Here is a 22,285-nt window from a genome sequence, read left to right on the forward strand (position 1 = left end):
CCGAACTCACCGGCTCCCAGGACCCGTTCACCGTCCACACCCGGTGGATCGAGACCGAGTTCGTCAACGACATCACACCCTTCACCACACCCGCCCAGGGCGAGGGGGAGGAAGAGCCCGGCCGTGAGACGGTCGTCGTCGAGGTCGGCGGGAAGCGGCTCGAGGTGTCGCTGCCGGTGTCGCTCGGCATGTCCCTGGCCCGTACGGGTCTGGCGGCGGGCGCCAAGCCCAAGCGGCGTGCGGCGAAGAAGTCGGGGCCGGCGGCCTCGGGAGACACGCTCGCCTCGCCGATGCAGGGCACGATCGTGAAGGTCGCGGTCGAGGAGGGCCAGGAAGTCAAGGAAGGCGACCTGATCGTCGTCCTCGAAGCGATGAAGATGGAACAGCCGCTCAACGCGCACCGGTCCGGCACCATCAAGGGCCTGTCCGCCGAAGTCGGCGCCTCCCTCACCTCCGGCGCGCCGATCTGCGAGATCAAGGACTGATCCCTCGATCACGGCTCCGGTGACATCCCGAGGCGCCCGGCGGACTGAGCAGTCAGTCCACCGGGCGCCTCGTCTTTGCCCCGGCGCTCCTCGCTGACGTCCACGGTCCCGGTGGCACCGCGCGCGGACCGCCGGCGGGCCCGGTGGCATGCTGGGGGCGGACCGGGGTGCGAGAGAGAGCAGGTGGGGAACCATGGCGGGCGCGACCTCAGCGGAGACCACGGAACCCCCGGAGAGCGGTCAGCCCTCGGTGACGGACGGTCCCGTGATCGTCGGGGCGGTGACTGCCGGGGCCGTCGCCGGTGGTGGGCCGCGGATCATGCGGGCCGATGCCCGGCGCAACCACGAGCGGCTGCTCGCCGAGGCCCGCTTCGCGTTCGCCGCACACGGCACGGAGGCGTCCCTCGAAGACGTGGCCCGGCGGGCGGGCGTCGGCATCGGCACGCTCTACCGGCACTTCCCCAACCGGCCCGCCCTGCTGAGCGCGGTCTTCGAGGACGCGGTCGGCGAGCTGCTGGCCCGCTCCCGCGAACTGTTGCGCGCCCCCGAGCCCTGCTCGGCCCTGGTGACGTGGCTGGGCGAGATGGTCACCCACGCGGGTGAGTACCGCGGACTCGCGCGGGCGTTGATGGCGGTGTCGTACGACGACTCCTCCGCGCTCGCCCGGTGCAGCGGGCCGATCCGCGAGGCGGGCGGCGCGCTGTTGACGCGGGCGCAGGAGGCGGGCACGGTGCGTCCGGACGTGGCGATCGGTGACCTGCTTCAGCTGACGCACGCGATCGCGTTGGCGGCGGAGGAGACGGCGGGTGATCCGGGGCTGGCGGATCGTCTGTTGCGGTTGACTTTGCGGGGCTTGAAACCGTGACGCTCCGCTGGGTGCGGGTGATTGTGCCGGGGGCTCGGGGCGTCGTGGGGTGGGCGGGGCCCGGGTTTTCGTCCGCGCGCGCGTGGGGGCTGGTCGCGCAGTTCCCCGCGCCCCTGTAGGGCACCGGTGTGGTGGAGCGTGCCGTTTCCCTGCGGGCGCGTAGGGCACCGGCGTGTCGATCGCGCCGTTCTCCGCGGCCGCGTAGGGCACCGGCGTGGTCGATCGTGCCGTGTCCCACGGCTCTGTGACGGCCTGTCGCCGTTTTGGGGTGCCGGTGCGTGGGGGCCGGGCGCGCAGTTCCCCGCGCCCCTTTGGGGCGCTGGTGCCCGCGCCCCTTTTGCGGCGACGTTTCCCCCGTCCCCGTAGGGGCGGTGGTGCCCGCGCCCCCCTTCCTCCCGTCCCCGTAGAGCACAGGCTCGCCGGGATGGCCCGCGCGCCTTCGGGCGCGCGGGGGGTCAGCGGCGGCGTAAGTCGGCTACTCGGGCTCGTTCGGCTGGGCCGGAGGTCGGGTCGCCGAGGACGGTGGCGGCCGATCTCAGGCCCGGGCCGCCGCCGGGGGCCTGGCCGCGGCGCGGGCTCGGGAGGGGTACGTCCCGGCGCTGCTGCTGCCGCGCCGGGACCGGGTCACCCCCCGACGCACCCGCCCCGGCCACGGCGATCTGCACCCCCTGGTCGGCGAGGGCCTGGAGTTCGGTGGCCGCTCGGTCGTCGTGACCGGGCGGCTCGTCGGTCACGAGACGGGTGATGAGATCCGTCGGCACGGTCTGGAACATCGTGTCGGTGCCCAGCTTCGTGTGGTCGGCCAGGACGACGACCTCGGAGGCCGCCTGGACGAGCGCCCGGTCCACGGACGCCGACAGCATGTTGGACGTGGACAGTCCGCGCTCGGCGGTCAGTCCGCTTCCGGACAGGAAGGCCTTGGAGACCCGCAGCCCCTGGAGGGACTGCTCGGCGCCGGAGCCCACCAGGGCGTAGTTGGACCCGCGAAGGGTGCCGCCGGTCATGACGACCTCCACCCGGTTGGCGTGGGCCAGCGCCTGGGCCACCAGAAGGGAGTTGGTGACGACGGTCAGCCCGGGGATCCGCGCGAGCCGGCGGGCCAGCTCCTGGGTCGTGGTCCCCGCCCCGACGACGATGGCCTCGCCCTCTTCGACGAAACCGGCGGCGAGGTCGGCGATGGCCGTCTTCTCGGCGGTCGCGAGATGAGATTTCTGCGGAAAGCCGGACTCCCGCGTGAATCCGCCCGGCAATACCGCACCGCCGTGCCGGCGGTCGAGGAGTCCTTCTGCCTCCAGCGCGCGCACGTCCCGCCGTACGGTCACTTCGGAGGTCTGGACGACGCGGGCGAGCTCACGGAGCGACACGGCCCCGTTCGCTCGCACCATTTCGAGGATCAATTGGCGACGTTCTGCAGCGAACACGAAACTGACAGTAACGCGGGCGACCGTCTGCTTTCAGCTGTTTGCGCCGAATAGCAGAAGTTGTTCGCACGGCAGGGCACAGGGTGGTATAGGGCCTAGGCTCGCCGACTATGCCGCACGAATGGGCGGCAACTCCCCGTGACCAGCGGGGAGTCGGTTTCGGTCATCAGGCCTGACCGGTCTCCTTGCGGGTGTGGAGCTGACGGGCCACCTCGGCGATCGACCCCGACAGGGACGGGTAGACGGTGAACGCGTTCGCGATCTGCTCGACCGTCAGATTGTTGTCGACCGCGATCGAGATCGGGTGGATCAGTTCGGAGGCGCGCGGGGCCACGACGACACCGCCGACCACGATGCCGGTGCCGGGCCGGCAGAAGATCTTGACGAAGCCGTCGCGGATGCCCTGCATCTTCGCGCGCGGGTTGCGCAGCAGCGGCAGCTTCACCATGCGGGCGTCGATCTTGCCGCCGTCCACGTCGGCCTGCGAGTAGCCGACGGTCGCGATCTCGGGGTCGGTGAAGACGTTGGAGGAGACCGTCTTGAGGTTCAGCGGGGCCACCGCGTCGCCGAGGAAGTGGTACATCGCGATGCGGCCCTGCATCGCCGCCACCGAGGCGAGCGCGAACACGCCGGTGACGTCACCGGCGGCGTACACGCCCGGCGCGGTGGTGCGGGAGACCTTGTCGGTCCAGATGTGCCCGGAGTCGCGGAGTTTGACGCCGGCGTCCTCCAGGCCCATGCCCTCGCTGTTGGGGATGGCGCCGACGGCCATCAGACAGTGCGAGCCGGTGATGACGCGGCCGTCGGCGAGGGTGACCTCGACCCGGTCGCCGACGCGCTTGGCGGACTCGGCGCGGGAGCGGGCCATCACGTTCATGCCGCGGCGCCGGAAGACGTCCTCCAGGACGGCGGCGGCGTCCGGGTCCTCGCCGGGCAGCACGCGGTCGCGGGAGGACACGAGGGTCACCTTCGCGCCGAGTGCCTGGTAGGCGCCGGCGAACTCGGCACCGGTGACACCGGAACCGACGACGATGAGCTCCTCGGGGAGTTCGTCGAGGTCGTAGACCTGGGTCCAGTTGAGGATGCGCTCGCCGTCGGGCTGGGCGTCGGGCAGCTCGCGCGGGTGGGCGCCGGTGGCGATGAGGACGGCGTCGGCGACGAGCGTCTCCTCGGTGCCGTCCGCCGCCCGGACGACGACCTTGCGGGAGCCGTCGAGCGCCTGCATGCCCTCCAGGCGGCCGCGGCCGCGCAGGACGCGCGCGCCGGCCCGGGTGACGGAGGCGGTGATGTCGTGCGACTGGGCGAGGGCGAGCCGCTTGACCCGTCGGTTGACCTTGCCGAGGTCGACCCCGACGACCCGGGCGGCCTGCTCCAGGGGCGGGGTGTCGTCGGCGACGATGATCCCCAGCTCCTCGTACGAGGAGTCGAAGGTGGTCATCACCTCGGCCGTGGCGATGAGGGTCTTGGACGGTACGCAGTCGGTCAGCACCGACGCCCCGCCCAGGCCGTCGCAGTCGACGACGGTCACCTCCGCGCCGAGCTGGGCGGCCACGAGGGCCGCCTCGTATCCGCCGGGTCCGCCACCGATGATCACGATCCGAGTCACGTACTCCATTGTCCCGCACGGTTCAAGGTGTCGGCGCCCCGGGGGCCGAGGAACGCGTCACAGCTGGTCCTGGGACCGGTGGGGCGGGGGTGACGGCTGCCGTACTCTCGACGCATGTCGCTCTACGCCGCGTACGCCGGCAACCTCGACGCGCGGCTGATGACCCGCCGCGCCCCGCACTCGCCGCAGCGGGCCGTCGGCTGGCTCAACGGGTGGCGGCTGACCTTCGGCGGCGAGCACCTGGGCTGGGAGGGGGCGCTGGCCACCGTCGTGGAGGCGCCGGACTCGCAGGTCTTCGTCGCGCTGTACGACATCGCGCCCATGGACGAGGACTCCATGGACCGCTGGGAGGGCGTCGGCCTCGGCATCTACCGCCGGATGCGGGTGCGCGTACACACGCTGGAGGGCGAGGAGCCGGTCTGGCTGTACGTCCTCAACGGCTACGAGGGCGGCCTGCCGTCGGCGCGCTACCTGGGCGAGGTCGCGGACGCGGCCGAGTCCGCGGGCGCCCCGCACGACTACGTGATGGAACTCCGCAAGCGCCCCTGCTGACGCGGACCCCGGGCACCCGCACCCTGCCGAGGCGGCCCCCGTCCCACTCTTCTCCCGCGTGTTCGTTGGAAACGACAAGACAACGATCGCCATCCCGTGAGCTCTGTCATCTACGCGCGTAGGCCCGGACCGGCTACCCTCATCCGCGTGAACGCATCTCTTCTTCCGGACGACATCCAGGGCGACCCGCATGCCGCCGCCGACGCCGCCGCCGCGCGCCTGCGCGAACTGACCGGCGCCGAGACCCACGACGTCGCCCTCGTGATGGGCTCGGGCTGGGCACCGGCCGTGGACGCCCTCGGCGCGCCCGACGCCGAGTTCCAGGTCACCGAGCTGCCCGGCTTCCCCCCGCCGGCGGTGGAGGGACACGGCGGCACGATCCGTTCGTACCGGATCGGGGAGAAGCGTGCGCTGGTCTTCCTGGGCCGTACGCACTACTACGAGGGCCGCGGGGTGGCCTCCGTCGCGCACGGCGTCCGCACGGCCGTCGCCGCCGGCAGCAAGACCATCGTGCTGACCAACGGCTGCGGCGGACTGCGCGCGGGCATGCGTCCCGGGCAGCCGGTCCTGATCAGCGACCACATCAACCTGACCGCCACGTCGCCCATCGTCGGCGCGAACTTCGTCGACCTCACCGACCTGTACTCGCCGCGTCTGCGCGCCCTGTGCAAGGAGATCGACGCGAGCCTGGAGGAGGGCGTCTACGCCCAGTTCCCCGGCCCGCACTACGAGACGCCCGCCGAGATCCGGATGGCCCGTGCCATCGGCGCGGACCTGGTGGGCATGTCGACCGTGCTGGAGGCCATCGCGGCGCGTGAGGCCGGCGCCGAGGTGCTGGGCATCTCGCTGGTGACGAACCTGGCCGCCGGCATGACGGGCGAACCGCTGAACCACGAGGAGGTCCTCCAGGCGGGCCGCGACAGCGCGACCCGCATGGGCTCCCTCCTGGCCCAGGTGCTGGGCCGCCTGTAACCCGAGGACACCCGGGCCCGCCGGCCCCTGACGCCGCCTGTGGCCCGGGGAACGCCGGCGCGAACCGCGTCCGCCGGCCCCGGTAGCGCGGGGAACACCGGCGCAAGCGTCCCGGACCCGGCGCACACGGCCCGTCCGGGGAAGCCCGGGAGCGAGGCCCCTGACGTCGCCGAGGCCGCCGGAACGAACGGGGCCCGGTGGCGACGGCCCCCGGGTACAGGATGGGACGGGCCAGGGCGGGCGGGCAGACACCCCGGGACCGAACGATCCACCGAACCGACGAGAGGTTGACCCGACGTGCACGACGAACTCCTCGCACGGGCCAGGGCATGGCTGGCCGAGGACCCCGACGCGGACACCCGCGAGGAACTCGGCAAGCTCATCGACGCCGGGGACCACGCCGAGCTCGCCGCGCGGTTCAGCGGCACCCTCCAGTTCGGCACGGCCGGCCTCCGGGGCGAGCTCGGCGCCGGGCCCATGCGGATGAACCGCGCCGTCGTGATCCGCGCCGCCGCCGGTCTCGCCGCGTACCTCAAGGCGCGGGGCGAGACCGGTGGGCTCGTCGTCATCGGCTACGACGCCCGTCACAAGTCCGCCGACTTCGCCCGCGACACCGCCGCGGTGATGACCGGCGCCGGCCTCCGGGCGGCCGTCCTGCCCCGCCCGCTGCCCACGCCCGTCCTCGCCTACGCCATACGGCATCTCGGCGCGGTCGCCGGCGTGGAGGTCACCGCCAGCCACAACCCGCCCCGTGACAACGGCTACAAGGTCTACCTCGGCGACGGCTCCCAGATCGTGCCCCCGGCCGACGCGGAGATCGCCGCCGAGATCGACGCCGTCCGCTCCCTCGACGAGGTCCCCCGCCCCGACGCCGGCTGGGAGACGCTCGACGACTCGGTCCTCGACGCCTATCTGGCCCGTACCGACGAGGTGCTGGCGGCCGGCTCCCCCCGGACCGCCCGCACCGTCTACACCGCGATGCACGGCGTCGGCAAGGACGTCCTGCTGGCCGCTTTCGCCCGCGCCGGCTTCCCCGCGCCCGTGCTCGTCGCCGAACAGGCCGAGCCCGACCCGGACTTCCCGACCGTGGCCTTCCCCAACCCGGAGGAGCCCGGCGCGATGGACCTCGCCTTCGCGCAGGCCCGCGCGAGCGACCCGGACCTGATCATCGCCAACGACCCCGACGCCGACCGCTGCGCCGTGGCCGTCGGCGGCGGCGGCACCTGGCGGATGCTGCGGGGCGACGAGGTCGGTGTCCTGCTCGCCGCGCACCTGGTGCGGCGCGGCGCCCGCGGCACCTTCGCCGAGTCGATCGTGTCCTCCTCCCTCCTCGGCCGGATCGCCGAGAAGGCGGGTCTGCCGTACGAGGAGACCCTCACCGGCTTCAAGTGGATCGCCCGCGTCGAGGGCCTGCGCTACGGCTACGAGGAGGCCCTCGGCTACTGCGTCGACCCCGACGGCGTCCGCGACAAGGACGGCATCACCGCGGCGCTCCTGATCACCGAGCTGGCCTCCGAGCTGAAGGCGGAGGGCCGGACCCTGCTCGACCTCCTCGACGACCTCGCCGTGGAGCACGGGCTGCACGCCACCGACCAGCTCTCGGTGCGGGTGGCCGACCTGTCGCTGATCACGAGCGCGATGCGGCGCCTGCGCGAGCGGCCGCCGACCCGTCTCGCGGGCCTGGCGGTGACCCGGGCCGAGGACCTCACGCAGGGCACCGAGACGCTCCCGCCCACCGACGGGCTGCGTTACACGCTCGACGGCGCCCGCGTCATCGTCCGCCCCAGCGGCACCGAGCCGAAGCTGAAGTGCTACCTGGAGGTCGTCGTGCCGGTCACCGCGCACGCCGCTCTGCCCGCGGCCCGCGCGACGGCGGCCGACCTGCTGGCGGCGATCAAGCGGGACCTGTCGGCGGCCGCCGGCATCTGACCCGTACCCGATGGGGTGCCCCCACTCGGAGGCACCCCATCGGGTGATTTCGGCGCGACAGCCGAGGCACCCTCCACGGCCTGCCCCGCTCCACGGGAACGGTTGAGCGGTACCGCCGTACCGCCCGCCGAGTACTGGAGCTGCCGCCGTGTCCTCGACCGCCCCCAGCACCCGCGTCCCCGGCACCGGGCGTCCTCGCGCCCCCGCTCCCGCGGCCCCCGCCGCCCGGCTCCACGCCCTGCGTGCCGCGCTGCGCCGGGCGGCCCCCGCGCTCCTCGCCCACGTCGCCGTACGCACCGCCGGACTGCTCGTCCTGGCCGTCTGGGCGCACCGCCGCCACCACGGGGTCTGGCCGATCCTGGCGGCGCAGTGGGACGCGCGCTGGTACCTCGGGATCGCCGACCACGGCTACGCCCGCGCCCTCGGGACCGCGTTCGACACCAACAACCTGGCCTTCTTCCCGCTCTACCCGGTCCTGGTGAAGGCGGTCGCGGCCGTCACCCCCGGCAGCCGGGCCGGCACCGGCCTCGGCCTCGCGGTCGCCGCCTCCCTGGTCGCGGCCTGGGGGGTGTTCGCGGTCGGCGACCACCTGCACGGCCGGCGCGTCGGCGTCCTGCTGACCATCCTGTGGGCCGCGTTCCCGGTCGGCCTGGTGCAGTGGATGGGATACACCGAGTCCCTGTTCACGGCCCTCGCGGCCTGGGCGCTGTACGCCCTGCTCACCGACCGCCCGCTCACGGCCGCCTGGCTCGCGGTCCTGGCCGGCCTGACCCGCCCGACCGGGGTGGCGGTGGCGGCCGCCGTCACGGTCACGGTCCTGCTGCCGTCGCGCCGGCGCCGCTTTGCCCGCGCCCTCGCGGCGGCGGCCCTCGCCCCGCTCGGCTGGTGCGCCTACGTCGGCTGGGTGGGCCTGCGGCTGGGCCGCTGGGACGGCTACCTCGCCGTCCAGCGGCTGTGGCACAACGAGCTGGACGGCGGCCGCGAGACCCTGCTCCGGTTCCGGGACCTGCTCGGGCACGACTCGACACCGGAGCTGTTCCTGGTGATGGTGACGCTCACCCTGATCGCCTCGGCGGTGCTGTTCGTCGTTTCGGTGTGGGACCGCCAGCCGCTCCCGCTGCTGGTGTTCACGGGCGTACTGCTGACGATCGTGCTGGGCAGCGGGGGCGTGTACTTCCCGCGGGCCCGCTTCCTCCTCCCGGCCTTCCCCCTGCTGCTGCCTGTCGCCGTGCACCTGTCCCACGCGTCCCGGCGGCTGCGCACGTTCGCCCTGGCGGGGGCGGTGCTGGGCTCGGCGTACTGCGGCGCGTACATGGTCCTGGTGTGGCCCAGCGCGCCGTGACGGGGAAGGCGGTGCGTCCCTAGAGGAGGTGCCGGGTGGCCGCCAGGAACGCCAGCCAGGCCAGGGAGAACAGGACGGCCAGCGGCCACAGGGCGCGTCCCCGGGACCGCTCCTCGCTGTCGCCGGTGGGACGCAGCGCGGGATCGGTGTGCAGGACGGTGAGTTCGGCGGCCGCCGTGTCGTACGGGTGGGTCAGGCCGCACCTGCGCTGCAGCCGGGCCCAGCGGGGCGCGGCGACCGCCCAGGAGTCGCCGCCGCTCCGGCGCAGCTTCAGCTCGAAATGCTCCCGGCGGACCGAGCGGAGGTCGTCCCAGGGGATGTGGGTGGGGCGGCGCAGCCCGTTCAGCCAGAGCCCGGTGCGGTCGGCGGTGATACGCCAGCACAGCTTCACGGCGAGGCGGCAGGCGCCGTAGAGACCGACCGCGACGACGACGGCCTCCTGCCACAGGCTGACGTCCGTGTCGCTGAACGCCGCCCAGGCCGTGCCGCCGCCCCACAGCGCCAGCAGCACGCAGGCCAGGAGGTCCGGCGCGCCCGCACGCCAGTGCCGTACCGGCACCGGTGCCGCCGTGGAACGGGCGGCCGCCACCAGGAGCAGATGCTCTTCCTCGTCCACGGCGGCCCGGGCCGCCGCCCGCTTCTCCCGGGCGAGGCGCCGTCGCGCACCGCCCGGCGAGAGCGGCCGTACGGGACCCGTCGACCGCTCGACCAGCGGCGGTCCGCCGGGCTCGGGGGCGGCGCTGACGAGCAGGATCTCCGCTCCGTCGTACGGCGCCCCGTAGAGGACGGCCTCGCGGAGCGGGCCGGGCCGGTCGTCCTCCAGCTGGTCGAGGAACTCGTCGATCCCGGCTTCGGCCTTCATCCGGGCCTCGGCCTCGGAGCCGGGGTCGGGGGCGGGGGCGTCCCTGTCCTCGCCGGTTCCCGTCGTGCCCACGGCGAACAGGGGGCGCAGAGCGGTCGTGTCGTCGGCGGCGAAGACCTCCGTGCCGCCGCCCTCGTCCTGGCGGACCAGCACGCGCAGGACGGGCGCGGGTGCGGCGGCGAGCGCGGCGGCACGGCGCCGGCCCAGTACGCCGGAGAGCACCGCGGTGGCGCCCAGGCCGGCCACGTAGAGCCCGGCGGCCGCGGCTCCCCCGCGGTCCTCCGGGGCGTCCCACAGCCCTGAGGTCACGAGCAGGCCGACGCCCGGCAGGGCGAGCACGAGACCGGACACCATCAGGTACCGCCCTCGGCCGGAGGGTTCCCGCCCCTGGTCCGGCGGCGGGGCCGTCACGCCTCCGGCCGCCGCCCGTGCCTCCGCCGCCTGCCGTCCCCGCGCCCGCAGCCGCAGCTCCGCGACCGTCCAGCAGGCCCCGGCCAGCAGGACGGCACCGGGGAGCACCGCCCACAGCGGCGCGGGGCGCAGGACGCCGGCCAGGACCAGCAGCGCGGGCGCCGACGCCCGTACGGCCTCGGGGCGCAGCGGCAGCCAGACGAGGTGCAGCGCCGCGAGCGCGGCGAGCCAGGGCGAACAGCCGGCCAGCGCGGGACCCAGCGCGGCGAGGGCGCCAACCGCGAGGATCAGCTGGAGGTAACGCCGGCGCGGACGCAGCATCGCCGGGAACGGCGGCAGCGCCCCGGCCCACCGGCCGGCCCGCTCCGCGTCCCAGGGGAGACAACCGTCGGGTGTCGCGGCGGCGGGCAGGGGCAGAACAGTGGGCTGCCGTAGGTGCGTACTCATCGCTTCCCGGACACTCGGACGACACGGACGGTTGCGGCCTCGGCCCGCCTTCGCACGGGGGCCGGTCTCGACCGAGGGAACGGCGATCATGACCCGGCAGACGGCGACCGCACAACGGTCCCCGCGCGAGGACGGTTCGTCAGCGCCCCCGCCCCGCTCGCCCGGGGAGCCTCAGCCCACGGCCAGCAGGACCGCCAGCAGTACCGCGCCGGCCAGTGCCGGGACCACGATCTCGTACGCCCAGCGCGCGTTCACCTCACCCTGGGCCGTGGCCGCCTTCCCGCGTGCCTCGAGGATCGCGCGCAGTTCGTCCATGACCCGGTCGGTCTCGGCGCGCGTCGGGCCGTCGTCGAGGGCACCGCCGGTGAGCCCGCCGCCCATGCCGCCGGCCCAGCCGCCGCGGCCGCCCCGCCCGGCGCGGCCCTCCTTCTCCGCCGTCGCCCGTGCCTCACGCCGGGCCGCCTTGCCGCGGGCCCGCAGCGAGACGGGGATGGCCCACAGCTGGAACTTCGTGCCCGCCTTGTCGAAGACCTCGTTCGAGTAGCCGGACCGCAACCTCTCGACCTGCCCCCAGGGCAGCACGACCACGCGGAAGGGGTTGCGGACGCGCAGCCGGTCCTGCCCGGCGAACACCGCGGGCCGGATCGTGAAGGCCGCGATCAGCGGCACCACGAGGAGCAGCGTGGCGAGCGCCAGCCAGGGGGTGCGGCCCTCGCCCGCCACCAGCGCGTCGATGCCGAGCCAGACGACGATGGCGAGCAGCAGCAGGCCGCCGACGAGTCCCATCGGCGACCGGTAGATCCGGTCCTTGGACACGGGTGCCGAGGGCTGCGGCGCTGGTGGCTGATGCTCCGGGGTCGTCATGGTCCCGATTGTGCCCGACGTGCGGGCCGGTCCTCACAGGCGGTGCCGACCGACCCGACCCGCACCGCACGGCCCGCACAGAGGCGACTGCGCCCGCACGAAGGCGGCTCACCGCCACCTCGCCCGCACCGCACGCCCCGCCGCACGCCCGGCAAGACCCACCCGCACCGCACGACCCGCACCGGCCGGGCTCCCCCACCACCCCACCCGGAGGGGACCGCGGCCGATCGGACCTCCGGGGTGTACAGCCGCTACGCGCGTAGATATGCTCGTCTGGTGACCATGCCCACCACCGCACCCCACGCACTCGCTGACGTCACCACGTCCGACAGCACGCTGCGCCGCTTCCTCCACGGGCTGCCCGGCGTCGACGCGGTCGGCCTGGAGGCGCGCGCCGCCTCGCTCGGCACCCGTTCCATCAAGACGACCGCGAAGGCGTACGCCATCGACCTCGCGATCTCCATGGTCGACCTGACGACGCTGGAAGGCGCGGACACCCCGGGCAAGGTCCGGGCGCTCGGCGCGAAGGCGGTCCGTCCCGATCCGACCGACCGCACGACGCCCGCAACGGCCGCCGTGTGCGTCTATCCCGACATGGTGCCGTTCGCGAAGGAGGCCGTCGCCGGTTCCCCGGTGAAGGTCGCCTCCGTCGCCACCGCGTTCCCGGCCGGCCGCGCCGCGCTCGACGTGAAGCTGGCCGACGTGCGGGCCGCGGTCGAAGCGGGTGCCGACGAGATCGACATGGTCATCGACCGCGGGGCGTTCCTCGCGGGCCGGTACCAGAAGGTGTACGAGGAGATCGTCGCCGTGAAGGAGTCGTCGGGGGCGGCCCGTCTCAAGGTCATCTTCGAGACGGGTGAGCTGTCGACGTACGACAACATCCGGCGCGCGAGCTGGCTCGGCATGCTCGCCGGGGCGGACTTCATCAAGACGTCGACGGGCAAGGTGGCGGTCAACGCGACCCCCTCGAACACCCTGCTGATGCTGGAGGCCGTCCGTGACTTCCGCGCGCAGGCCGGGGTCCAGGTCGGCGTGAAGCCGGCCGGCGGCATCCGCACCACGAAGGACGCGATCAAGTTCCTCGTGCTGGTCAACGAGACCGTGGGCGAGGACTGGCTGGACAACCACTGGTTCCGCTTCGGCGCCTCCTCGCTGCTGAACGACCTGCTGATGCAGCGTCAGAAGCTGGCCACCGGCCGCTACTCCGGCCCCGACTACGTGACGGTGGACTGATCACCATGGCATCTGTTTTCGAGTACGCACCGGCGCCCGAGTCCCGCGCGGTCGTCGACATCGCCCCGTCCTACGGCCTGTTCATCGACGGCGAGTTCACCGAGGCCGCCGACGGCAAGGTCTTCAAGACCGTCTCGCCGTCGACCGAGGAGGTCCTCTCCGAGATCGCCCGGGCGGGCGAGGCCGACGTCGACCGGGCCGTGCGGGCCGCCCGCGCCGCGTTCGTGAAGTGGTCGGCGCTGCCCGGCTCCGAGCGCGCCAAGTACCTGTTCCGCATCGCCCGGATCATCCAGGAGCGCAGCCGCGAACTGGCCGTCCTGGAGACGCTGGACAACGGCAAGCCGATCCGCGAGACCCGCGACGCCGACCTGCCCCTGGTCGCCGCGCACTTCTTCTACTACGCGGGCTGGGCCGACAAGCTGGAGCACGCCGGCTTCGGCGCGAGCCCCCGCCCCCTGGGCGTGGCCGGCCAGGTCATCCCCTGGAACTTCCCGCTGCTGATGCTGGCGTGGAAGATCGCCCCGGCGCTCGCGACGGGCAACACGGTCGTCCTCAAGCCCGCCGAGACCACCCCCCTGTCGGCCCTGTTCTTCGCGGACGTCTGCCGCCAGGCGGGCCTGCCGAAGGGTGTCGTCAACATCCTGCCGGGCTACGGCGACGCCGGGGCGGCCCTCGTGGCGCACCCGGACGTGAACAAGGTGGCCTTCACCGGCTCCACGGCCGTCGGCAAGGAGATCGCGCGCACGGTCGCGGGCTCCCGTAAGAAGCTCACCCTCGAACTGGGCGGCAAGGGCGCGAACATCGTCTTCGACGACGCGCCGATCGACCAGGCCGTCGAGGGCATCGTCACCGGCATCTTCTTCAACCAGGGCCAGGTCTGCTGCGCGGGCTCCCGGCTGCTCGTGCAGGAGTCGATCCAGGAGGAGTTGCTCGACTCCCTCAAGCGCCGGCTCTCCACGCTCCGCCTCGGCGACCCGATGGACAAGAACACGGACATCGGCGCGATCAACTCCGCCGAGCAGCTCTCGCGGATCACCACGCTCGTCGAGCAGGGCGAGGCGGAGGGCGCCGAGCGCTGGTCCCCGGCCTGTGAACTCCCCTCGTCCGGCTACTGGTTCGCCCCGACGCTGTTCACCAACGTCACCCAGGCGCACACCGTCGCCCGCGACGAGATCTTCGGCCCGGTCCTGTCGGTGCTGACCTTCCGCACCCCGGACGAGGCCGTCGCCAAGGCCAACAACACGCCGTACGGCCTGTCGGCGGGCATCTGGACGGAGAAGGGCTCCCGCATCCTCGCGGTGGCGAACAAGCTCCGGGCGGGTGTCGTGTGGTCCAACACGTTCAACAAGTTCGACCCGACCTCGCCGTTCGGCGGGTACAAGGAGTCGGGCTTCGGCCGCGAGGGCGGCCGTCACGGCCTGGAGGCGTACCTCGATGTCTGACAAGTCCGAGCAGCGGCGCCTCAGCGTCTTCAAGACCTACAAGCTGTACGTCGGCGGGAAGTTCCCGCGTTCGGAGAGCGGCCGGGTGTACGAGGTGACCGATTCCAGGGGCACGTGGCTGGCGAACGCGCCGCTGTCCTCCCGCAAGGACGCCCGTGACGCGGTCGTCGCCGCCCGCAAGGCGTTCGGCGGCTGGTCCGGCGCGACCGCGTACAACCGCGGCCAGGTGCTCTACCGCGTCGCCGAGATGCTGGAGGGCCGCCGGGGTCAGTTCGTGCACGAGGTCGCCGACGCGGAGGGCCTGTCGAAGTCGAAGGCGGCCGAGCAGGTGGACGCGGCCATCGACCGCTGGGTCTGGTACGCGGGCTGGACCGACAAGATCGCCCAGGTCGTGGGCGGCGGGAACCCGGTCGCCGGGCCGTACTTCAACCTGTCCTCTCCGGAGCCGACCGGAGTGGTCACGGTCCTCGCCCCGCAGGAGTCGTCCTTCCTCGGCCTGGTCTCGGTCGTCGCCCCGGTGATCGCCACCGGCAACACGGCGGTGGTGATCGCGAGCGAGCGGTCCCCTCTCCCGGCCCTGTCCCTCGGCGAGGTGCTGGCCACCTCCGACCTGCCCGGCGGGGTCGTCAACGTCCTCTCCGGCCGTACGGCGGAGATCGCGGCCCCGCTGGCCGCGCACCAGGACGTCAACGCGATCGACCTGGCCGGCGCCGACGACGTACTGGCGAAGGAGCTGGAGATCGCGGCGGCCGACAACCTCAAGCGCGTCCTGCGTCCACAGCCTGTGGACGACTGGTCGGCGACTCCCGGCACCGACCGCATGACGGCGTTCCTGGAGACGAAGACGGTCTGGCACCCCACGGGTTCGCTCGGCGCGTCGGGCTCCGCCTACTGACAGCCGCGCCGCGGGCCGTCCCGATCCGGAGAGCCGCGTCTCCCCTCCGTCCGGGGGAGGCGCGGCTCTCTGTCGCGACGGCCGTCCTCAGCCGTTCAGCAGCTTCGTGACCTGGCCGACCACCGGCAGGCTGCCGATCGACTCCGCCTCCGCGACCGGACCGGTCAGCGCCCGCGAGGTCAGCGGCTTGAAGTCGGCGACCTGGGTGCCGACGCCGTTGTCGAGGGGGTCGACGCCGGTGCCGGCCAGCGGGTTCGGCTTGAGACCGGCGACCGGGCCGGTGACGTGACCGACCGTGCCGGTCAGCGCGTTCAGGCCCGCCTGCGGGTCGACGTCGCCGAGGGAGGTGGGGCGGGTGCGCACCACGTCCAGGGCCGGCCCGGTGTCCGCGGAGGCCGTCGCCGCACCTGCTCCCAGCGCCACCCCCGCGGTCGCGAGGGCGACCAGGGCGCGTCGGGCGGTCGGGGTGTGGGGGAACGCGTGTCGGGCCATCGCTGCTGCCACCTTCTCGGTACGGCGGGTAATGAGGTCGACACGAAGGGTAGTTGACGTGTGACGCGCGCTTCAAAGCCGACCCGCGGGGTCGTCCTGGCCTGGGTCGATGCCTCACACTGGTGTCCCGTGAGCTCCCATCCACCCGTACCGACGCGAGTCGTGCTGCTCTGCGGCCCCTCCGGCTCCGGCAAGTCCCTCCTCGCCGCCCGCTCCGGCCTTCCGGTCCTGCGGCTCGACGACTTCTACAAGGAGGGCGCCGACCCGACGCTTCCGCTGGTGTCCGGGAGTTCCGACATCGACTGGGACCACCCGGGCTCCTGGGACGCGGACACGGCCGTCGCCTCGATCGTCGAGCTGTGCCGCACGGGCCGTACCGACGTACCCGTCTACGACCTGTCGCTGAGCGCCCGCACCGGCGCCGAGTCGGTGGACGTGGGGCGGACCCCGCTGTTCATCGCGGAGGGCATCTTCGCCGCCGAGATCGTGGACCGCTGCCGCGAGCTCGGCGTGCTCGCCGACGCGCTGTGCCTGAGCCGCGGCCCGGTGCGGACGTTCCGCCGGCGCTTCCTGCGGGATCTGCGGGAGGGCCGCAAGTCGGTGCCGTTCCTGCTGCGCCGCGGCTGGCGTCTGATGCGGCTGGAGCGTTCGATCGTGGCGCGGCAGAGCGCGCTGGGCGCCTACCCCTGCGACAGGGACGAGGCCCTCGGCCGTCTCGCCGCCGCCGCGGCGGGCCGGCGTCCGGCGGCCACCCCGGCGGGCTGAGCGGGCGCCCGCCGCCGGCCGCGCACGGAAAAGGGGCTGGACGGACCCCCCGGCCCTCCAGCCCCGATCCCTCGGTGCTCCCCCGTGCTTCCCCCGTTCCCCCGTGCTCCCCCGCCGGTCCCCCGGACACCGCTCCCCCGTCGGCGCCCCCCGGGTTACCCGCTTTCCCCCTGCCTTCAGGCCACGAGCTCCCCGAAGGCGTCCTGCTCGTCACGGCCGAAGCTGAGGACCTCGTCCTCGCGCAGCCGGCGGAGCGACCGCCAGATGCTGGACTTCACCGTGCCGACACTGATGTCGAGGATCTCCGCGATCTCCGGGTCCGTGCGGCCCTCGTAGTACCGCAGGACCAGCATGGTGCGCTGGAGTTCGGGCAGCCGGGCCAGCGCCTGCCACAGGACCGCGCGCAGCTCGGTGCCGCGCATCGCGTCCGTGTCGCCGGCCGTCTCCGGCAGCTCCTCGGTCGGGTACTCGTTCAGCTTGCGGCGGCGCCACGCGCTGATGTGCAGATTGGTCATCGTCCGCCGCAGGTATCCCCCGACGGCCGCCTTGTCACTGATCCGCTCCCACGCCCGGTACGTCGAGAACAGCGCGCTCTGCAGCAGGTCCTCGGCCTCGAAGCGGTCGCCGGTCAGGTGGTAGGCGGTGGCGTACAGGGAGGCGCGGCGCTCCTGGACGTAGGCGGTGAACTCCGCCTCGGACAGCGAACGCCGCTCCCCCGAGCCCTCCCCGTACGCCGCTCCCCCGTGCGCTTCCCCCGTGGAGGCGTCGACCACCGCCATGTAGGCGGTGTGCTGACGACCGGCGCCGCGGACGCACCCCCGGCCTCCCGCACGCTCGGCGACGCTCGTGCGGGCGGCGACCCCGTCGGCGCCGGACTTCCCCGAACCCTGTCCGACGTCGTGCAGTCGCGTGATCACTGCGCCGGTGCTGATGCTGTGCAGCGTGTTCATCTCGCGCCCCCCGTCGTGGACTTCCCCGTGTACTGCCGAGTTCGCCGTGCTTCTGTGCTTGTGCCGAGAAGCTTGCCGGGGGCACTTCATGGCCGTGTCCGCCGACTGTCACAGACCTGTCACAGGGGTCGTTCGCAGACGGCTCACAGCGGCCTCACGGACGGGTGCCGTAGGGACGGACGCGAGGGGCCGCGCGGCGGTTGCGGGGACCGCCGTGGGAGCGCTCGCACATCCTGTGCCCGCCCACAGGTCGAACAGCACCCCCTCCATGGGCCAGAATGAGCCCGTGCCTTCCCTGTTGCTGATCGAGGACGACGACGCCATCCGTACGGCCCTGGAGCTCTCACTGACGCGCCAGGGCCACCGGGTTGCCACCGCTGCCACGGGCGAGGACGGCCTGAAGCTGTTGCGTGAACAGCGGCCGGATCTCATCGTGCTGGATGTGATGCTGCCCGGTATCGACGGTTTCGAGGTGTGCCGGCGCATCCGGCGCACCGACCAGTTGCCGATCATCCTGCTCACCGCCCGCAACGACGACATCGACGTGGTCGTCGGACTGGAGTCCGGCGCCGACGACTACGTCGTCAAACCCGTCCAGGGGCGGGTGCTGGACGCCCGGATCCGGGCCGTGCTGCGGCGCGGGGAGCGCGAGGCCAACGACGCGGCCACCTTCGGTTCCCTGGTCATCGACCGTGCGGCCATGACCGTGACGAAGAACGGCGAGGACCTCCAGCTCACGCCGACCGAACTGCGGCTGCTGCTGGAACTGAGCAGGCGGCCGGGCCAGGCGCTGTCGCGTCAGCAGTTGCTGCGGCTGGTGTGGGAGCACGACTACCTCGGTGACTCGCGGCTGGTCGACGCCTGCGTGCAGCGGCTGCGCGCCAAGGTCGAGGACGTGCCGTCGTCCCCGACGCTGATCCGGACCGTGCGGGGCGTGGGCTACCGGCTGGACTCCCCTCAGTGACCGAAGCGCACGGGGGGCTCCGCGGCTGGACCGCGGCGCGCAGGGGAGTCTGGTCACGGCTGCGGTTCACCAGCCTCCGGCTGCGGCTGGTGCTGGTGTTCGCCCTGGTGGCGCTCACCGCCGCGGTGTCCGCGTCCGGGATCGCCTACTGGCTCAACCGCGAGGCGGTGCTCACCCGCACCCAGGACGCGGTGCTGCGCGACTTCCAGCAGGAGATGCAGAACCGCGCGGGCGCCCTGCCCGAGAACCCCTCGCAGGACGAACTCCAGCACACCGCAGGCCAGATGGCCACCAGCAGCCAGCGCTTCAGCGTGCTGCTCGTCGCCGCGGAGGCGGGCGGCCGGACGGTCTACGGCACCTCCGGCGCCCTGGACGGCTTCACGCTGCAGGACGTACCCGCGTCGCTGCGCGAGGCCGTCAACCGCGAGCAGACGGTCAACGCCAACAACAAGTACCCCTACCACCTGTACTGGCAGCGGATCCTGCGGCACGACACCCCGTACCTGGTGGCCGGCACCCGGGTCATCGGCGGCGGCCCCACCGGCTACATGCTCAAGTCGCTCGAACCGGAGGCGAAGGACCTCAACTCGCTGGCCTGGTCGCTGGGGATCGCCACCGCGCTCGCCCTGATCGGCTCCGCGCTGCTCGCGCAGGCCGCCGCCACGACCGTGCTGAAGCCGGTGCACCGGCTCGGGGTGGCCGCCCGCCGGCTCGGCGAGGGCCGGCTGGACACCCGGCTGCGGGTGTCGGGCACCGACGAACTGGCCGATCTGTCCCGGACGTTCAACAACGCGGCCGAGGCACTGGAGAAACGCGTGGCCGACATGTCCGCGCGCGACAACGCCTCGCGCCGTTTCGTCGCCGACATGTCCCACGAACTGCGGACGCCGCTGACCGCGATCACCGCCGTCAGCGAGGTGCTGGAGGAGGAGCTGGAGGCGGAGACCGGCGGCATCGACCCGATGGTGGAACCCGCCGTACGGCTCGTCGTCAGCGAGACGCGGCGGCTCAACGACCTCGTGGAGAACCTGATGGAGGTCACCCGCTTCGACGCGGGCACCGCCCGGCTGGTGCTGGACGACGTGGACATCGCCGACCAGATCACCGCCTGCATCGACACCCGGGCCTGGCTGGACGCGGTGGAACTGGACGCCGAGCGCGGCGTCCACGTGCGGCTCGACCCGCGCCGCCTGGACGTCATCCTGGCGAACCTCATCGGCAACGCCCTCAAGCACGGCGGCTCCCCGGTGCGGGTCGCGGTGCGCCCGAGCGAGGACGAACTCGTCATCGAGGTGCGCGACCACGGGCCCGGCATCCCGCAGGACGTCCTGCCGCACGTCTTCGACCGCTTCTACAAGGCGAGCGCCTCCCGGCCGCGCTCCGAGGGCAGCGGGCTCGGCCTGTCGATCGCCCTGGAGAACGCGCACATCCACGGCGGCGGGATCACCGCCGCCAACTCGCCCGACGGCGGCGCGGTGTTCACGCTACGGCTGCCGCAGCACCCGTCGGAGCTCCTGGAGGAGCCCGTCGAGGACCACGAGGACGCCGAGCAGGGGGACGCCTGATGAACGGACGCCGGCTGCTGGCGCTGCCCCTGCTCGCCGCGCTGCTCACGGGGTGCGGCATCCGCTCCACCGAGGTCCCGACGGACTTCGGCGCGGCGCCCTCCCGGGTGCACTGCTCGTTGTCCGAGTCGGACGCTTCGACGCAGGCCGCGCACGGACTGCCGGTGCAGGTGTTCCTGCTGTGCGGCTCGTCGCTGGTGACCGTCGACCGGACGGTGCGCGTCCCGGACGGCGCGGCCGACTCCCGCCGGCGGGTGCTGGTGGCGCAGGCGCTGCTCGACGAACTCGCCGCGAACCCGTCCGCGTCCGAGACGGAGGCCGGGTACAGCACGGATGTCCGCGGCGGCATGACCGTCGGCGGGCCGCGTCCCAAGGACCCGGAGGACACGCTGCGCCTGAGCACCCGGCCGGGTGACCTCACCTCGTACGCCCTCGCCCAGGTCGTCTGCACGTTTTCCGACTCGGCCGCCGCCGAGGGCGACGGCTCGGTCATCCTCGGCGGCCCGGGCGCCGAACCCCCGCGCCGCTTCGAGTGCACCGAGGACGTACGGACCAGGCCCGGCTCCACGCAGCCGCCGTCGACCGAGGTCACCGACAGCTGACGGAACGCGGCGCGCACGGACACCGCCCGCACGGGCGCGGCTCGCGGGGACACCGCTTCCAGGGACGCGGCCCGCGCGGGGCGCGGGTGGTGTGCGGGGGGCTCGCGGGGCGCGCGCGGGTGGCGTGCGGTGCGCCGCGCGGGCGGGTCGCGTGAGCCTGTGGCGCAGGCCTCACCCAGGTATCGCACGGGATTCCGGAACCGTTCGTGCCGAGGGGCGCGTCTTGGGGGGCGTGCAGCGTCAAGGCTCCATCGGCGGCAGCGCCGCGATCCGCGTCCGTGTGACAGGGGGTGCCCTCCTGGTCGCACATCTCGCGTTCGTCGCCTGGTTCACGCTGCGTCCGCTGGACGTCCCCTGGGTGCTGCCGCCCAACCTGCGTCCGCTCGCCGGCATCCGGGCCGATCTGGCACTGGGGTGGCCGCAGGCCGTCCGGCCGCTCGGTGAGGGACTCGCGCTGCTGGCCCCGCTCGGTGTGCTGCTGCCGATGGCGCACGGCCGGCTCTGGGGCTTCCCGCTGGCGTCCCTGGTCCGCACGGTCGTCGCCGGCGCCCTCGTCTCGCTCGGCATCGAACTGCTCCAGACCGGCGTCCCCGGCCAGGTCGTCGACGTCGACTCACTGCTTCTGAACACGCTGGGCGTGGCCCTCGCGCATGTCGCCCTCGTCCCCGCGGCCCGCCTCTGGCTCCGCCGCAGGTCCCGGTCGCGGCACCGGACGCCCGTCCTCGCGGAGGAGGCGTCTCAGGGTCGCACCCCGACGATTCCCAGGGTCGGGATCGCACCGTAGGGCGAGGCACCTTCCGCCCGGGTTCCCTAGCGTTGGAGACAGTCGGGCAGCCGACGAATCCAACTCTGAGGAGTCATGATGACCGCTCTTGTCCGCCCTGCCGAAGGCCGCATGATCGGTGGAGTGTGCGCAGCGCTGGCACGGCGCTTCGGCACCTCCGCGACCACCATGCGGGTGATCTTCCTCGTCTCCTGCCTGCTGCCGGGCCCGCAGTTCCTGCTCTATCTGGCGCTGTGGTTCCTGCTGCCCTCGGAGAACTCGGCGCGGACGGCCTGGTAGGCCGTCCGGAGATCCCGTCCCGCGTACGCCGGTGGGGCGCACCCCGTGTCCGAGGGGTGCGCCCCATCGGCGCGTCCGGGGGGTGCGGGTCAGCCGAGCGGCAGGCCGTTGACCGGGACGCCGTGCGTGGGCAGGCCCTTGCCGACCGGCATGCCGCCGAGCAGGCCGGCGACCGGGGCGGTCGGACCGTTGGCGAGCGGCTTCCGGGCGGCGGGCTGCGCGGCGGCCAGTCCGGTGCCGACCGCGGTCTGCCCCTGGGACAGCGCCTCACCGGCACCGGGGAGCGCCTGCGTGACGTTCTCGGCCGGGAGCGTCCGGGTGATGCCGTCGAGCGCCTGGGGGGCGTCCGGGACGGCCGGGGCGGCGTTCGCGGCGCCGGCACCGGCGGCGGCGAAGGCGGCACCGAGAGCGGCGACACCGAGGGTCTTGGCGGCAGACTGCTTCATGGAATGCGTCCTCGAAATGGGGTGACGGGGATGTGAGCGGTCCATGACCGTAAACACGACGAGCCACCCGCCGCAAACATCGAAATGCGGACAGGTGGTGAAAACCTGTCCG

Annotated in this window: 22 protein-coding genes; 15 read left to right on the forward strand and 7 right to left on the reverse strand. The window is 73.4% G+C overall.

Annotation, left to right across the window (positions count from 1 at the left end; genetic code table 11):
- Together ABZT03_RS33445 and ABZT03_RS33450 are read left to right on the forward strand one after the other, a co-directional pair.
- On the forward strand, positions 1-485 hold a 485-nt coding region (locus ABZT03_RS33445), incomplete at its 5' end, for a biotin/lipoyl-containing protein (protein ID WP_356046414.1).
- Positions 486-804: 319 nt separating this feature from the next.
- The gene (locus tag ABZT03_RS33450; RefSeq protein ID WP_356046476.1) at positions 805-1,350 is read left to right on the forward strand and encodes a TetR/AcrR family transcriptional regulator; all 546 of its coding nucleotides are present in this window, start codon (positions 805-807) and stop codon (positions 1,348-1,350) included.
- A gap of 455 nt (positions 1,351-1,805) precedes the next feature.
- Here the strand turns inward: ABZT03_RS33450 and ABZT03_RS33455 are convergent, their stop codons facing one another.
- Together ABZT03_RS33455 and ABZT03_RS33460 are read right to left on the reverse strand one after the other, a co-directional pair.
- Complete coding sequence (locus ABZT03_RS33455; protein WP_356046416.1) at positions 1,806-2,771, reverse strand: DeoR/GlpR family DNA-binding transcription regulator; 966 nt, start codon at positions 2,769-2,771, stop codon at positions 1,806-1,808.
- 166 nt (positions 2,772-2,937) lie between these two features.
- A complete protein-coding gene (locus ABZT03_RS33460; RefSeq protein WP_356046418.1) occupies positions 2,938-4,386 on the reverse strand; it encodes an NAD(P)H-quinone dehydrogenase in 1,449 nt (482 codons plus the stop codon).
- A gap of 105 nt (positions 4,387-4,491) precedes the next feature.
- Between ABZT03_RS33460 and ABZT03_RS33465 the strand changes: the two genes are divergently transcribed.
- From ABZT03_RS33465 to ABZT03_RS33480, 4 genes are all read left to right on the forward strand, one after another.
- A complete protein-coding gene (locus tag ABZT03_RS33465) occupies positions 4,492-4,929 on the forward strand; it encodes a gamma-glutamylcyclotransferase (RefSeq protein WP_356046420.1) in 438 nt (145 codons plus the stop codon).
- 147 nt (positions 4,930-5,076) lie between these two features.
- On the forward strand, positions 5,077-5,901 hold the full coding sequence (locus ABZT03_RS33470; protein WP_356046422.1) for a purine-nucleoside phosphorylase: 825 nt from the start codon (positions 5,077-5,079) through the stop codon (positions 5,899-5,901).
- Between the two features lie 297 nt (positions 5,902-6,198).
- Positions 6,199-7,830 carry a phospho-sugar mutase gene (locus ABZT03_RS33475; protein WP_356046424.1) on the forward strand — a complete coding sequence of 544 codons (1,632 nt, stop codon included), beginning with the start codon at positions 6,199-6,201 and terminating at the stop codon, positions 7,828-7,830.
- A gap of 148 nt (positions 7,831-7,978) precedes the next feature.
- Entirely contained in the window at positions 7,979-9,172 is a 1,194-nt protein-coding gene (locus ABZT03_RS33480; protein WP_356046426.1) for a hypothetical protein, read from the forward strand.
- Positions 9,173-9,191: 19 nt separating this feature from the next.
- Here the strand turns inward: ABZT03_RS33480 and ABZT03_RS33485 are convergent, their stop codons facing one another.
- Positions 9,192-10,892 (reverse strand): hypothetical protein, encoded by a 1,701-nt coding sequence (locus tag ABZT03_RS33485; protein WP_356046428.1) that lies wholly within the window; start codon positions 10,890-10,892, stop codon positions 9,192-9,194.
- Between the two features lie 171 nt (positions 10,893-11,063).
- On the reverse strand, positions 11,064-11,756 hold the full coding sequence (locus tag ABZT03_RS33490) for a PH domain-containing protein (protein WP_356046430.1): 693 nt from the start codon (positions 11,754-11,756) through the stop codon (positions 11,064-11,066).
- A gap of 282 nt (positions 11,757-12,038) precedes the next feature.
- On the opposite strand from ABZT03_RS33490, the gene deoC reads away from it, so the two are divergent.
- The 3 genes from deoC to ABZT03_RS33505 are packed head-to-tail and all read left to right on the forward strand — an operon-like array spanning position 12,039 to position 15,326.
- On the forward strand, positions 12,039-12,989 hold the full coding sequence (gene deoC, locus ABZT03_RS33495; RefSeq protein ID WP_356046478.1) for a deoxyribose-phosphate aldolase: 951 nt from the start codon (positions 12,039-12,041) through the stop codon (positions 12,987-12,989).
- A gap of 5 nt (positions 12,990-12,994) precedes the next feature.
- Positions 12,995-14,431, forward strand: a complete 1,437-nt coding sequence (locus ABZT03_RS33500) for an aldehyde dehydrogenase family protein (protein ID WP_356046432.1) — start codon at positions 12,995-12,997, stop codon at positions 14,429-14,431.
- On the forward strand, positions 14,424-15,326 hold the full coding sequence (locus ABZT03_RS33505) for an aldehyde dehydrogenase family protein (RefSeq protein ID WP_356046434.1): 903 nt from the start codon (positions 14,424-14,426) through the stop codon (positions 15,324-15,326). The genes ABZT03_RS33500 and ABZT03_RS33505 overlap by 8 nt, the downstream gene beginning before the upstream one ends.
- A gap of 87 nt (positions 15,327-15,413) precedes the next feature.
- Here ABZT03_RS33505 and ABZT03_RS33510 read toward each other — a convergent pair whose 3' ends face one another.
- The gene (locus ABZT03_RS33510) at positions 15,414-15,818 is read right to left on the reverse strand and encodes a hypothetical protein (protein ID WP_356046436.1); all 405 of its coding nucleotides are present in this window, start codon (positions 15,816-15,818) and stop codon (positions 15,414-15,416) included.
- Between the two features lie 60 nt (positions 15,819-15,878).
- Between ABZT03_RS33510 and ABZT03_RS33515 the strand changes: the two genes are divergently transcribed.
- Positions 15,879-16,583 (forward strand): uridine kinase, encoded by a 705-nt coding sequence (locus tag ABZT03_RS33515; RefSeq protein WP_356046438.1) that lies wholly within the window; start codon positions 15,879-15,881, stop codon positions 16,581-16,583.
- Positions 16,584-16,759: 176 nt separating this feature from the next.
- On the opposite strand, the gene ABZT03_RS33520 is transcribed toward ABZT03_RS33515, so the two are convergent.
- Entirely contained in the window at positions 16,760-17,533 is a 774-nt protein-coding gene (locus ABZT03_RS33520) for a SigE family RNA polymerase sigma factor (RefSeq protein ID WP_356046440.1), read from the reverse strand.
- Positions 17,534-17,819: 286 nt separating this feature from the next.
- Between ABZT03_RS33520 and afsQ1 the strand changes: the two genes are divergently transcribed.
- The 5 genes from afsQ1 to ABZT03_RS33545 all read left to right on the forward strand — a co-directional run bounded on the left by afsQ1 (position 17,820) and on the right by ABZT03_RS33545 (position 21,727).
- Positions 17,820-18,497: a two-component system response regulator AfsQ1 gene (gene afsQ1, locus ABZT03_RS33525; protein WP_356046442.1), complete on the forward strand. Its 678-nt coding sequence runs from the start codon at positions 17,820-17,822 to the stop codon at positions 18,495-18,497.
- A complete protein-coding gene (locus ABZT03_RS33530; RefSeq protein WP_356046444.1) occupies positions 18,494-20,062 on the forward strand; it encodes a HAMP domain-containing sensor histidine kinase in 1,569 nt (522 codons plus the stop codon). The genes afsQ1 and ABZT03_RS33530 overlap by 4 nt, the downstream gene beginning before the upstream one ends.
- Positions 20,062-20,664, forward strand: a complete 603-nt coding sequence (locus ABZT03_RS33535) for a hypothetical protein (protein WP_356046446.1) — start codon at positions 20,062-20,064, stop codon at positions 20,662-20,664. The genes ABZT03_RS33530 and ABZT03_RS33535 overlap by 1 nt, the downstream gene beginning before the upstream one ends.
- Before the next feature lie 232 nt (positions 20,665-20,896).
- Entirely contained in the window at positions 20,897-21,448 is a 552-nt protein-coding gene (locus tag ABZT03_RS33540; RefSeq protein WP_356046448.1) for a VanZ family protein, read from the forward strand.
- A gap of 78 nt (positions 21,449-21,526) precedes the next feature.
- On the forward strand, positions 21,527-21,727 hold the full coding sequence (locus tag ABZT03_RS33545) for a PspC domain-containing protein (RefSeq protein WP_356046481.1): 201 nt from the start codon (positions 21,527-21,529) through the stop codon (positions 21,725-21,727).
- 89 nt (positions 21,728-21,816) lie between these two features.
- Here ABZT03_RS33545 and ABZT03_RS33550 read toward each other — a convergent pair whose 3' ends face one another.
- Complete coding sequence (locus ABZT03_RS33550) at positions 21,817-22,173, reverse strand: ATP-binding protein (RefSeq protein ID WP_356046450.1); 357 nt, start codon at positions 22,171-22,173, stop codon at positions 21,817-21,819.
- Between the last annotated feature and the right edge of the window lie 112 nt (positions 22,174-22,285).

This window comes from Streptomyces sp. NPDC005574 (genome assembly GCF_040605435.1).
Taxonomy (GTDB): domain Bacteria; phylum Actinomycetota; class Actinomycetes; order Streptomycetales; family Streptomycetaceae; genus Streptomyces.

Bases quoted from the DNA above. Each gene is read 5' to 3' on its own strand.
- ABZT03_RS33450 (WP_356046476.1), top strand. From the start codon at position 805: ATGCGGGCCGATGCCCGGCGCAACCACGAGCGGCTGCTCGCCGAGGCC.
- ABZT03_RS33460 (WP_356046418.1), bottom strand. From the start codon at position 4,386: ATGGAGTACGTGACTCGGATCGTGATCATCGGTGGCGGACCCGGCGGA.
- ABZT03_RS33465 (WP_356046420.1), top strand. From the start codon at position 4,492: ATGTCGCTCTACGCCGCGTACGCCGGCAACCTCGACGCGCGGCTGATG.
- ABZT03_RS33485 (WP_356046428.1), bottom strand. From the start codon at position 10,892: ATGAGTACGCACCTACGGCAGCCCACTGTTCTGCCCCTGCCCGCCGCC.
- ABZT03_RS33490 (WP_356046430.1), bottom strand. From the start codon at position 11,756: ATGACGACCCCGGAGCATCAGCCACCAGCGCCGCAGCCCTCGGCACCC.
- deoC (WP_356046478.1), top strand. From the start codon at position 12,039: ATGCCCACCACCGCACCCCACGCACTCGCTGACGTCACCACGTCCGAC.
- ABZT03_RS33500 (WP_356046432.1), top strand. From the start codon at position 12,995: ATGGCATCTGTTTTCGAGTACGCACCGGCGCCCGAGTCCCGCGCGGTC.
- ABZT03_RS33505 (WP_356046434.1), top strand. From the start codon at position 14,424: ATGTCTGACAAGTCCGAGCAGCGGCGCCTCAGCGTCTTCAAGACCTAC.
- ABZT03_RS33510 (WP_356046436.1), bottom strand. From the start codon at position 15,818: ATGGCCCGACACGCGTTCCCCCACACCCCGACCGCCCGACGCGCCCTG.
- ABZT03_RS33520 (WP_356046440.1), bottom strand. From the start codon at position 17,533: ATGAACACGCTGCACAGCATCAGCACCGGCGCAGTGATCACGCGACTG.
- ABZT03_RS33535 (WP_356046446.1), top strand. From the start codon at position 20,062: ATGAACGGACGCCGGCTGCTGGCGCTGCCCCTGCTCGCCGCGCTGCTC.
- ABZT03_RS33545 (WP_356046481.1), top strand. From the start codon at position 21,527: ATGACCGCTCTTGTCCGCCCTGCCGAAGGCCGCATGATCGGTGGAGTG.
- ABZT03_RS33550 (WP_356046450.1), bottom strand. From the start codon at position 22,173: ATGAAGCAGTCTGCCGCCAAGACCCTCGGTGTCGCCGCTCTCGGTGCC.